This is a genomic window from Moraxella lacunata (assembly GCF_002027545.1).
GTDB classification, from domain to species: Bacteria; Pseudomonadota; Gammaproteobacteria; order Pseudomonadales; family Moraxellaceae; genus Moraxella; species Moraxella lacunata.
The window spans coordinates 1-11,518 of the sequence record NZ_MXAN01000080.1; the positions used below are offsets into that span (position 1 = coordinate 1).

The 11,518-nt window shown below is 43.1% G+C and carries 10 protein-coding genes; 2 read left to right on the forward strand and 8 right to left on the reverse strand.

Going from position 1 to position 11,518, the window contains the following annotated elements:
• Positions 1-129 precede the first annotated feature (129 nt).
• Positions 130-1,032, reverse strand: coding sequence for a hypothetical protein (locus B5J94_RS10620; protein ID WP_062499656.1), 903 nt, complete (start codon positions 1,030-1,032; stop codon positions 130-132).
• Between the two features lie 328 nt (positions 1,033-1,360).
• Between B5J94_RS10620 and B5J94_RS10625 the strand changes: the two genes are divergently transcribed.
• Positions 1,361-2,224 (forward strand): transporter associated domain-containing protein, encoded by an 864-nt coding sequence (locus B5J94_RS10625; protein ID WP_029104063.1) that lies wholly within the window; start codon positions 1,361-1,363, stop codon positions 2,222-2,224.
• Positions 2,225-2,509: 285 nt separating this feature from the next.
• Here B5J94_RS10625 and B5J94_RS10630 read toward each other — a convergent pair whose 3' ends face one another.
• The 4 genes from B5J94_RS10630 to ampD form a co-directional block, all read right to left on the reverse strand.
• Positions 2,510-2,863 carry a hypothetical protein gene (locus B5J94_RS10630; protein ID WP_062499654.1) on the reverse strand — a complete coding sequence of 118 codons (354 nt, stop codon included), beginning with the start codon at positions 2,861-2,863 and terminating at the stop codon, positions 2,510-2,512.
• A gap of 220 nt (positions 2,864-3,083) precedes the next feature.
• Complete coding sequence (gene murJ / locus B5J94_RS10635) at positions 3,084-4,634, reverse strand: murein biosynthesis integral membrane protein MurJ (RefSeq protein ID WP_062499652.1); 1,551 nt, start codon at positions 4,632-4,634, stop codon at positions 3,084-3,086.
• A 445-nt stretch (positions 4,635-5,079) separates the two neighbouring features.
• Positions 5,080-5,955, reverse strand: coding sequence for an EamA family transporter (locus tag B5J94_RS10640; RefSeq protein ID WP_062499650.1), 876 nt, complete (start codon positions 5,953-5,955; stop codon positions 5,080-5,082).
• Positions 5,956-6,200: 245 nt separating this feature from the next.
• A complete protein-coding gene (gene ampD / locus B5J94_RS10645; RefSeq protein ID WP_062499648.1) occupies positions 6,201-6,788 on the reverse strand; it encodes a 1,6-anhydro-N-acetylmuramyl-L-alanine amidase AmpD in 588 nt (195 codons plus the stop codon).
• A 60-nt stretch (positions 6,789-6,848) separates the two neighbouring features.
• Here ampD and B5J94_RS10650 point away from each other — a divergent pair, with 60 nt between their 5' ends.
• Positions 6,849-8,672: a DUF7840 domain-containing protein gene (locus tag B5J94_RS10650; protein ID WP_062499646.1), complete on the forward strand. Its 1,824-nt coding sequence runs from the start codon at positions 6,849-6,851 to the stop codon at positions 8,670-8,672.
• Positions 8,673-8,687: 15 nt separating this feature from the next.
• Here the strand turns inward: B5J94_RS10650 and B5J94_RS10655 are convergent, their stop codons facing one another.
• The 3 genes from B5J94_RS10655 to B5J94_RS10665 all read right to left on the reverse strand — a co-directional run bounded on the left by B5J94_RS10655 (position 8,688) and on the right by B5J94_RS10665 (position 11,101).
• On the reverse strand, positions 8,688-9,476 hold the full coding sequence (locus B5J94_RS10655) for a TrmH family RNA methyltransferase (protein ID WP_062499645.1): 789 nt from the start codon (positions 9,474-9,476) through the stop codon (positions 8,688-8,690).
• Between the two features lie 303 nt (positions 9,477-9,779).
• Complete coding sequence (locus B5J94_RS10660) at positions 9,780-10,091, reverse strand: hypothetical protein (RefSeq protein WP_079364130.1); 312 nt, start codon at positions 10,089-10,091, stop codon at positions 9,780-9,782.
• Positions 10,088-11,101, reverse strand: coding sequence for a class 1 fructose-bisphosphatase (locus tag B5J94_RS10665; protein WP_062501646.1), 1,014 nt, complete (start codon positions 11,099-11,101; stop codon positions 10,088-10,090). Before B5J94_RS10665 ends, B5J94_RS10660 begins: the two co-directional genes overlap by 4 nt.
• Between the last annotated feature and the right edge of the window lie 417 nt (positions 11,102-11,518).

Here is an 11,518-nt window from a genome sequence, read left to right on the forward strand (position 1 = left end):
ACTTTTGGGGTGCGGTTCAGACAGGCACAACAAAGAAATAAAAAAACTGGGCGTGGCGGGGCGATGTCATTCGGAACAAAACTTTCGTGATGATGAGATGGAAGAACGTGTGATAAGATGGGTGAAGATTTAATCCCCTTTGGTAAATTTCCCATTATGACAGACTTTATTAATTTCATCAAAGGAAATTCTTATCATTCCCAAAGTATCTATAATATTGACTTTACCATCTGAATCGGTATTAGTTTGATTTTCTTGACATTCTATTTCAAGGGGTTTGCTATTAAAATTGGTTTGCCATTTGCCACCTTGTAATTTAAATTCTACGGGGTGCGATTGCCCGACAAAAGGCGATAAAAATAACATCGCACTAAATATAAATGCCGTTGTTATGGGTACAAATAAAACAAGCGACACCGCCCCTTGCCATTCTTTATTTTCATGATAAACATAATAAAGCCCAAATATACCAACCAATACCGCCACGCCCATAAAAATTGATGACATATTATTAAAATCTAGGGTAATAAATTTATCCACATAAAATAACACACCCATTATCAAAAATAAGAAAAACGACCCATACGCCAAATGCCCAGAACGCTTGCCAAGTTCTTGCAATTGTGGGACATTGTCTTTGATATAAGTTTGATTGTCAATATTGCTGGGCGTATGTCCGTATTTTTCAAAAATTGCCAAAAGTTCATCAAAATCATCAATTTCCCACACATTTTGGGCAATCATAAATTTTTGGCTAACTTTTAGGCGGTGTTGTTTTTTGCTGGCGTGAATGACTAGGGTTTTATTAAAGTCTTTTAAATAAGGGTCGCCTTTTGATAATAATTTGCCTTGTATTTCTTGGATTAAATTTTCGGCATAGTCTATTTTATCAATATCTTTGAATAAAATGGGGGTGGAATGGGACAATTTATTTAAAAAATTACTATTTGTCCGTACGCCTTTATCGTCAATGATTAAGGCAATGGCATTTATTTTGGGTTTAAAATACGCACGCACCAAAAAATAAAACACAAGCTCAATGACTATGGTGATGATAAAATTTTGCCAATAAGAAAAGTCATTGTCTTTTAGAAAAAAGTCAGCACAATCAGCACAAAAAGTGGCACAACATACAAAACAGGTATGGAGATTGCCATCAGATAGCCGTGTGCTTGTTTGGGGCGGATTGGGTAGTGTTTGGCACGCATTTTTAATCCTTAAAAATAGGGTCGGTGATTTATTATCGGTATTTTGATTGGCTAAGTCAAGGGCTTAAAATTTTACAAAAAATGATTGAATATTCACCCAAAATCCGCTAAATTAAGCACATATTTTTAAACAACAAAGGAAAGTATTTCCCATGTCTGATGACCACAGTTGGCGACGTGGCTTAAAACGTTGGCTATCTACCGCTCCCGAAACTCGTGATGACCTGCTTAACCTTGTCCAAGACTCTCGGCGGTTCTTGGATTCGGACATGGTAGATATGTTGGAGGGCGTGCTTGATTTGCCTGCCATGGCGGTCAAGGAGATTATGACCCCACGCCCTGATGTGAGAGCCATTACCAGTAGTGATGACATTGAGACGGTGCTTGCCACCATTTTTGAGTCCAATCATTCTCGCTATCCGGTCATCGATGAGGCGGACGATAATGCGGTCATGGGTATTTTGCTGGTCAAAGACCTAATTCCCTATCTCGCCCAAAAATCGGCAGGGCAAAACCCCCCATTTTTGCTCAAAGACCTAGTACGAAAGCCCCTGTATATCTCGGAGACAGCACGCTCGGATACCCTGCTACGCTCACTGCAACGTGCTCAGGTGCATATGGCGGTCGTGGTTGATGAGTTCGGTTCGGTGTCGGGCGTGGCGACATTGGAGGATTTGTTGGAGGAGATTGTCGGCGACATCGTTGATGAACATGATGACATCGATGAGGACAGCACCATTAACAACATCATCACCCACCCCGAAAAAGACGGCGTGTGGCTCGTCCAAGCGTCCACGCTCATCGGCGATTGTAACGAGGTGTTGGGGACGAGCTTTGATGATACGGACGTGGATACCATGGGCGGTCTGGTCATGCAGGCGTTGGGGGCGGTGAGCAACTTAGAGGGGCAGAGCGTGTCTATCAACGACTGGCAAATCACGGTGGTGGACGTAGAAGGGCGGTATATTCATCTGTTGGAGCTGACCTTAGTGCCACAATTAAATGATGAAAATTAAGAAAAGTTAAAAAAGGGCGAGCAATCGCTCTTTTTGTTGGGGAATGTATCGCTTTGATGTTTGATAATCATGGGCATATGGGACGGCGTGGCGGATCTGGTGGGGGCGAGTTTGGCGGTGGGGATATTTACGGAAAAAGTAGTTAAATTTTAAGTATAATCATTTAACTTTAAAATACACCCATTGGCAGTAAGGTGCGTATCACGCACCAATAAGATTTTCTATTTAAAAGGTGCGTGGTACGCACCCTACAATCCTGCCTGCTATATGTTTTATTAAGAATTGTTATATCCAGTCAAACCTATCTTTTATTGTTAATAATAAATTTTTAACAAATTGGTGATTTTCTGAATTTTCCATTGGAAAGTATGTGGTGCTTTGAAAAATATAATCTATATCTTCATCACTTAATTCATTAAGGGATTGATTGATAATTTTTTTAAAAGCATTTTTATTGATATCATCAAGGCTTTCAAAATGATTTGCATAAGCTATATCTATAATTCTATCATAATCGTCAAATGACAAATGAACCAATTTATCATAAACATCATCGCTAATAATATCTGGGTTTAAATATGATAAAATAGTCTCTAAATCATATAATTTTTCTAAATGATTTCTTGATATTTTTTTCATGGTTTTCCTGTATTAAAAAGTTGGGTATTGTTCAATAAAGATATATTTTAAAATTTGAATATGTAGGGGCGAATCACATTCGCCCAAAAATCAACACGTTATCACAGGGCAAATATGATTTGCCCCTACAAATCCGCCCAAAGGCATAGTTAATTAATAATGCCAAAAGTTGTAATTATTAAGCCAGTTCCGCAGGGTGCAACCCCCCCATTTTTTAATCTCACCCATGCCGTAACTGTCTTGGTCTAAACCCACTGGCAAGTAGCACCACGCCATACACCACCGCACCTGCCACGCAGATAGCGATTAGCACGGCAAGTTTTACCCATGCCGAGCCGTCTTGGGGGTAGTAGGGTAACACCGCATACAGACTTACCGTCATGGCAAGCGTGGCGATGACAAACTGCATACCCATTTTGTACCAATGTTTGCCAAAACGCCAAATATCCCGTTTTTGCAAAAAGTAATACAACAGCCCCGCATTAACAAAGCTCGCCCCTGTCGTAGCTAAGGCAAGACCGCCATGCAGGGGCAGTTTGGCAAGATAAAAAATCCCAATAAACACCACGCTAAACAGCATATTAGCAAACACTGAGACGATACCGATTTTGACAGGGGTTTTGGTGTCTTGCCCTGCAAAAAACGCAGGGGCGAACACCTTAATAAGCATAAAGCCCAAAATCCCACCCGACAGACAGCGTAGAGCAAGAGAAGCCATGTCGCCGTCTGTGGCGCTAAATTCGCCACGCACAAACAGGGCATTCATCAGCACGTCCGACAGCACAAACATCGCCACAGATGCAGGCAGACCGATAAGGACAATAAGACGCATTGCCCAGTCTAGGGTTTTGCCAAATTCTGTCATGTCCGCTTTGGCACGGCTTGCCGACAGGCTGGGCAGGATGACCGTACCGATTGCCACGCCAATAAGACCGAGTGGCAACTCGCTTAGTCGCTCGGCAGAGTAGAGCCACGAGACCGAGCCGTTTGCCATTTTGGATGCAAAAATGGTGTTGAGTAGCAGGTTGATTTGCGTTACCGACACCCCAAAAATGGCAGGGAGCATGAGCGTCAAAATGCGTCTGACCCCTTCATGTTTGAAATCAATGCTTGGGGCGACCAGTAATTTTTTGCGATATAAATCAGGCAGTTGTATGATAAGCTGTAATACGCCCGCCACCGCCACCGCATAGCCTAATGCCATGATAGATTTGTCAAGCATGGGGGCGATGAGCCACGCCCCGACTATCATGGAGATGTTGAGTAAGACGGGGGCGAAGGCAGGCGGGGCAAATTTGCCATAGCTTTGCAGGATACTGCCAAAAAACGCCGTCATGGAAATAAAAAACAGATAAGGAAAGGTTAGGTACAAAAGCTCGGTTGCCGTGTTAAATTTGGCAGGGTCATCCACAAACCCAGGGGCAAAAAGCTGTATCACAAACGGGGCAAGGGCAAGCACCGCCACCGTAAGTGCAAGCAAAATCACCCCAAGCACGCCCGAGACACGGCTGATGAGTAGCTGAATTTCGTTAAAGGTTTTTTGTTCTTTATATTCGGTCAAGACAGGCACAAAGGCTTGCGAGAACGCCCCTTCGGCAAAAAGACGGCGTAAAAAGTTGGGGATTTTGAAGGCGACCAAAAATGCGTCCATAAGACCGCCTGCCCCAAACACGCCCATAAGGACGACATCACGCACCAAACCCAAAATGCGTGAGAGCATGGTCATGGAGCTAACGACAAGGGTGGAGCTAAGCAGACGAGATTTTGCCATGATAAATTGCCAACAAAAATTTGTGCGTATTATAAAGGATTTGGGCGATGAATTGATGGATTTTTTGTGAATTTGTGGGGTGTGGACGGATTTGTTAAATCAAAATTGGGGCTGTTTAAATTAAAAAATAATAAAAAGGGGCAAATGATTTTTTAAAAATATTTTAACTTAAAAATAAAGATTGTAGCAACTGTATCCCACGCATCTTTTAATTTATATAAAAAATGATTTTTACCAATTTTATTTTAAATATTTTTAAAAATATGTTAATTTAAAAAATACAAATTTATAGTCAATTAATCCTAATTTGCACCAATGCTAAATTTTAAAAAATTCTTTTATAGTATGGTAGGGTGCGTAACACGCACTTTTTAAATGAAAAATCTTATTGGTGCGTATTACGCATCTTACTGTAATTAAAACACGCTTTAATTTAAAAACAACATCAGCCCCTTTTATCAAACCACCGCCCACCCAACAAATGCACTCCAAGCCCAAACAATACCGTCAAAATCCCCACATAATGCCACAAAATAAGACGCTCTTTTAACGCCACATAGCCCACGACCAACGCAATGACAGGCACGAGCATGATAAAGGGCGTAACCTTACTTGCCGAATGCCGAGCCAGCAAATACCCCCAGCCCGTATAGCCGACAAAGCTCGCCACATACGCCAAAAACATCACGCTAAGCACCCCTGCCACGCTAAAATTTGCCAAATGGCTCATCACACCGCCCACGCCATATGCCACGAGCGAGCCTAGCGTAAAGGCGATGAGTGCCGACAGATTGCCCCAGATGACGAGCGATAAGGGATTGACTTGTCCGATTTTTTTGACGATGACATTGCCAATCGCCCAGCTCAATGACGCACCCAGCACGGGGAGCATACCGATGAGCGAAAATCCGCCTTGATATTGCCCCACGCCGATGAGGGCTAGCCCAACCCCTGCCGTTATCATGCCGATGAGATGATTGGGCTTGACCGATTCTTTTAAGAGTATGCACGAAAACAGCACGGTTAAAAAGACTTGTGCTTGCAAAATCAGTGCCGACAGCCCTGTGGGAAAGTGCCATGACAATGCCAAAAACATGAGGCTAAATTGTCCAAAGCTAATGGTCAAGCCATATAAAATTAAATAAATCCACGGGGCGTTGGGTCTTTTAAAAAAGAAAACAGCAGGCAATAAAATCAATAAAAAACGCACCATGCCCAATATCAAAGGCGGTACATCATTTAAGCCGATTTTCATTGCCAAAAAATTGACACCCCAAATCAAAACCACGCTAAATAAGATTAAATAATCTTTGGTGTGCATAGTAATTCCTTTTAAAAATTGGTAATAAATTTGGGGTATTTTTTAATTATAGTCAATTAACCCCAATTTACACCAATGCTAAACTTTAAAAATTTATTTGTCGTATGGTAGTCGTATGGTAAGGTGCGTACCACGCACCTTTTAAATGAAAAATCTTATTGGTGCGTAATACGCACCTTACCGCCAATGGGTGTGTTTTGAAGTTAAATGATTATAAATTTTAAAAATTGACAATATCAAATCCATTATTGTTTGCATAAATCATCAACCAGTTGTCTTAATTTTTGCCAATCAAAAAATTCCCCAGGGTCGGTTTTGCGAACAGGGGCAATATCGCTATGCCCCATAAGGTGTCGTTTGGTAGCAGGATAGGCGGTATAAATGGCGTGGATAATATGAGCAAGGGCGGTATATTGTATCTTAGTAAAGGGCGAAAAATCATCGCCTTCTAATTCTATGCCAATGGTAAAATCATTGCAATTTGACCGCCCAAGATAAGCAGACTTCCCTGCGTGCCATGCCCTGTCATTAAAATTGACAAATTGACTAACAGACCCGTCTCGCTCAATAAATAAATGAGCCGACACTTCTAAATCGGCAATGGTTTTAAAATAGTCGTGGTCATTGGCATTTAGGTTATTTTGAAAAAAGGCTTTGACAAAATGCGTGCCAGTAATATCGGTTTTGCCAAATTCGCTTGGGGGCAGGCTGATATTATGAATGACAATGCCCGTAATGGGGCAGTTGGGGCGGGCATTAAAGTTGGGGGACGGCACAAAGTCCGCTCCGTGTAATATGCCGTCTTTGATAAAAAAAGTGGTGAATTTTGCCATGATGATTTATACTTGTCAAAAGTCTATTCTATCAATTTTTATTTAAATTTAACACTTGCTATGAAAAATTTTTACCAATCCGCCCCCACACTACTAGCCCTTAGCCTAACCGTCTTGATGAGCGTGCCGACTTATGCCGTCTCATCTGGCAATGCCCTAACGGACGGCACTAATGTGGCGTATCGAGATAGCAGTGCGGTTTTTGATGATATTCAGCATTCATTTTTAACAGATAATTCCCAATCTAATACCGCCCCAACTGCTAGCCAATCCCAATCTTTGGCAGACGTGGCAAATTCCCCCACATGGCGAAAATTATTATTGCTTGACAAAAAGGGCAAGCCCACTGCCAAAGATCCCCATTTTCTACTGGCAGGGGGCGACGCCAGAGCTGAGCTTGACGCTATCATCAAGGCGATAGATGAGCGTGATGATAAGGTGCTGTGTGCCTTTCCTGCTCGCACGCACTATGTGGCAGAGCAGTTGGGCTTGGCGTTAGATGACAGTGGTTGTGATGAATTTCATGCGTGGGTGAAACGGTATGACGCTCGGGCGTTGTCGCTGACCTTTGCCGATGAGCACCCTAATTCGCTCGGCTCGGCGTTCGCTCATGTGATGATAAAGGCGGACACCGAGCGAAGTTTGGCAAGTGGACGTGATGATGACGCCTTTGCCATTAACTACACCGTTGCCCGAGACAAGGCGGACAGCGAAGCCGAAGCCAGTGCCCGCTCGCTCGTGGGCGGTTATGCAGGGGTCATGGAGTTTTATGATTATGATGAAAAGCGAGATGTGTACCTGCTTGATGATGAGCGAGACATTTGGGAGTATCGTCTCAATCTCACCACTGCCGAAGTCGCCCAAATCATGCGACATGTGTGGGAGACCAAAGATTTAAAACGTCCGTATTTTTTCACCCATGACAACTGTGCCAGTGAGATATTACGCCTGATAGATGTCGTGCGTGGCAGTGAGTTGCGTGAAGCGGTTGGCAAAGTCGTCATTCCCAACGAAGTGGCACGGGTGCTGACCGATAAGGGGCTGGTGATTGATACCAAATACCTGCCGTCAAAGAGCAGTACCGCCCAAGCGGTGCAAAACGGCACAAAGGGGACAATCACAAGCTCCAGTAATCCCGCCCATGCCAGTCCCACGCACCGCATTGGCGTATCGGTGGGCTATGCTGACAGTTATCACGGCACACGCACGGGCGATAATGACGGCACGACTTATGGGCTGTCGTTACGCTCGGCATATCATGATGTGCTAGATAGACCTGTGGGCGTACGCCAGTATCTCGACGTTGAAATGCTCTCGCTTGATGTGCGGTATGATGACAGACTAAAAGTACAAAAAGCAACCCTATTTAGCACACGCAGTTATAACCCAACCAACACCGCCAAAGCCCATAACGGCACGGCATGGGGTCAGCACGCACGGCTCATGCAGGTCATGGACGGCTCGGATAGGGATAATGATGACCATATGGTCTTTGATGTCCGTCTAGAAAAGGGCAAATCATGGACGCTCGGGCAGGGCGAGCTGGGTACAGGTAGGCTTGCCGATACGCTCTGCTATGCGTTTGGCGGTTATGGCGGACAAGTGGGGCATATCAATAAAGGCTATCGTGTGGGGGCAGGTGTGAATGTCGGCTGTATTCATCATGCCAGTGATAAGGTGCGTGTCATGGGCGAGCTTGCCCTGCCGATATGGTATCATCACAATCAAGGCGAGACCCGCTCGGCATATATTCAGCCTGCTCTTAATGTCGGCGTGCAATACGACATCAGCCCTGCGTACGCCCTACGCCTGACGGGCAAGGCGGAGCGTGGGCGTGATGACACGCACGAGCAAGTGGCGTTGGCGGTATTGCGGTATTTTTAGATTTCAAGTTTGTGCCTAGCGAATGCTGTGGGTGTTTTTAAACCTTCTCTGCCTTAAAATCTCATACAAACACACGCTCCCCGCCACACCGACATTTAGGCTTTCTTGTCCGTATTGGGGTAGGGTTAGGGGCGTGCATTCTTTTAATAAAATCTTATCCACGCCTTGCCCTTCGTGTCCCATAATCAGGGCAAGCGGTTTGGTCAAATCCTTATGATAAATCAAGCCATCAGCGTGCGAAGTTGTGGCAAACATTGGCACTTTAACGAAGTCAAAAATCTCATCAATTCCCACATTTTCATAAATATGTAAACTAAAATTTGCCCCCATGCCAGCACGCATTGTTTTGGGATTATAGGCGTGAGCCGTGCCTGTGGTGCAAATCACCGTTTCAAACCCTGTAGCACTGGCGGTGCGAAGTAGCGTTCCTAGATTGCCCGTATCCTGAATGCCATTGATAATTAAGCAGTCGTTTTCAATGGCTTGATTTAAAATCAAACTTGGCATCTCAATGATTGCCATTATGGGCAAACTTTCGCCAAGCGTGCGAATGGCTTTATATAAAGTATCACTGATGATAATGGGGTTTTTATTTAACTTGGCAAGTAAACTTTGAATTTCAGCATTTGTCATTCCACTTTCGCTGACAATGGTTGTGATTGGCATTTTACCTGCTTTTAAATAAGCGTCCAATAAATGCGTGCCTTCAATGACCGTTTGCCCAAGTTTCTTTCTTTTTTTAGGGTCGGTTAATAAGGCGTGGGCGGTTTTAATTAGGGGGTTGTCTTTGGAGGTGATAATCATAGGAAGTTTTTTAAATGGGTTTATAAAATTAATTTTTTGCCACTATATTTCATCGCATATTCATTAAAAACTTTTTGAATATTAACATTCTCATCATTCTCAAAATACATCATATCTATTTTATGCTTTTTTGTTTTTGTATGAATGACCAATGTTGGTATATTATACATAAAACTAACATCAACCATTTGAATGTCTTGCCATTGGATTTCAAACCCTTGCTTTGGGTGATTAAATCTCTTTCCAAACTAAAAATAAACCCTTATAAGTATTGGGGTTGAAGTTTTTAAAAATCCATAAAAATCAGGGTTTGGAAAGAAGTCTATTAAATACCATGCCAATTTCATCAAAGATAAACATTGGCATGGGTTTTTGATTGTCTTTATCATGCAACTTGTTAGGCATGATTGCCTTATAAATCATAAATAAAGGCACAGCGGCAATAATCAAATCTTTAATGATTGAAAAATTGTCTTTATTGGGATTGAGTAAATTTAAATATAAGACACAGAGCAAAATGGCACATACCAAAATGCCAAACACCAAAAGCCCCCATAAAAAATAATTGACGGATTTTGAAAGTGTTTTTGGTTGATAATAAAACTCTTGTCTCATTCGCTCGCCTTATCCCCATTCGCCAAAATCCCTGCCTTTTCATGCAAGGCTTTGACATACTCAACTTCTTCTTTTGCCCCAAGTACCACGGGGATACGCTGATGAATGTGCGTGGGCGTGATGTCCATGATACGCTGTACGCCGTCTGTGCTTGCCCCGCCCGCTTGCTCAATGACAAAACTCATGGGATTGGCTTCGTACATCAGACGAAGTTTGCCCGCCTTGCCTGCGATTTTGGTGTCAAAGGGATACATAAACACCCCACCCCGAATCAAAATACGATGCACGTCCGCAATCATCGCCGCCACCCACCGCATATTATAGTCTTTGGCTCGCACGCCCGTATCGCCTTGGGTCAGCTCTTCAATATAAGTCGCAATGGGTTCAAGCCAATAACGGCGGTTGGACGCATTAATGGCGTATTCGGCAGTATCATGACTGATACGCACATCATCATTGATAAGAATATAAGTCTGGCTCATCGGGTCAAAACTAAACATAGCAACGCCGTCCCCAAAGGTAACCGCCAGCATGGTGGACGTGCCATAGATAAAATAGCCCGCCCCAAGCTGATTTTCGCCTTTTTGTAAAAAGTCGGACTCACACGCCCTTTGACCTTGATTGTGATAAGGCAAAATAGAAAAAATCGTCCCCACCGTCATGTTGATGTCAATGTTTGACGAGCCGTCCAATGGGTCAAAGGTAACCAGTAGTGTGCCGTCATCATTGGCAGGGCTAATCTCATCAAGCTCTTCACTGGCAACCCCTGCACAGTTGGGATTGTGGATTAGGGCGTTTAGTAGTAGGTCGTTGGAAATCACGTCCAGCTTTTTTTGGGCTTCGCCTTGCACATTTTGACCGCCTGCTTCGCCATGAATGCCTGCCAACGCTCCTTTGTCAAGCAAATGACTAATCGCCACACTGGCAGTGGCAAGCGTTGTCATGGTGCTGGCAAGCTGTGGCGTGGTGTGGGATTCTAGGTATTGGGCGAGCGTGGTTTGTGCGGTCATGGCAAATCCTTAAAGTCATAAATGCCCTTATTTTATCATGAAATGGGCAAGATGTCAGAGATATTTTATTTTTTGATGATGGGATAAATTCATAAAATACTGAGAGTAAAAAATGAATGATGAGCAAATAATTCATCCATAAAATCATTGTTTTTATAGACGTGCCATAATGGGTTACTTTGTCAGCCTATGGGGTTTTGATGGAATCAACCAAATTTATTGATGGATTATTTGACGTCAATCGGATAAAAAGAGCAAATCTCATTAAAATTTTTCATGTGTTTTTCATCATCTCTTTTATTTTGTGTTTTTTAACCGCTTATTTTTTGGTGTCTTTGTTGGGATTGGTTTTATTTGTTTTATTTTTCTAATGGAATACTTTTTTAGGGCGTGCCTGCCTTTTGTATTTGCAATGAA

What these genes read in the sequence shown, in the direction of transcription:
- B5J94_RS10625 (WP_029104063.1), top strand. Translation starts at nt 1,361, where the DNA reads ATGTCTGATGACCACAGTTGGCGACGTGGCTTAAAACGTTGGCTATCT.
- B5J94_RS10630 (WP_062499654.1), bottom strand. Translation starts at nt 2,863, where the DNA reads ATGAAAAAAATATCAAGAAATCATTTAGAAAAATTATATGATTTAGAG.
- murJ (WP_062499652.1), bottom strand. Translation starts at nt 4,634, where the DNA reads ATGGCAAAATCTCGTCTGCTTAGCTCCACCCTTGTCGTTAGCTCCATG.
- B5J94_RS10640 (WP_062499650.1), bottom strand. Translation starts at nt 5,955, where the DNA reads ATGCACACCAAAGATTATTTAATCTTATTTAGCGTGGTTTTGATTTGG.
- ampD (WP_062499648.1), bottom strand. Translation starts at nt 6,788, where the DNA reads ATGGCAAAATTCACCACTTTTTTTATCAAAGACGGCATATTACACGGA.
- B5J94_RS10650 (WP_062499646.1), top strand. Translation starts at nt 6,849, where the DNA reads ATGAAAAATTTTTACCAATCCGCCCCCACACTACTAGCCCTTAGCCTA.
- B5J94_RS10655 (WP_062499645.1), bottom strand. Translation starts at nt 9,476, where the DNA reads ATGATTATCACCTCCAAAGACAACCCCCTAATTAAAACCGCCCACGCC.
- B5J94_RS10660 (WP_079364130.1), bottom strand. Translation starts at nt 10,091, where the DNA reads ATGAGACAAGAGTTTTATTATCAACCAAAAACACTTTCAAAATCCGTC.
- B5J94_RS10665 (WP_062501646.1), bottom strand. Translation starts at nt 11,101, where the DNA reads ATGACCGCACAAACCACGCTCGCCCAATACCTAGAATCCCACACCACG.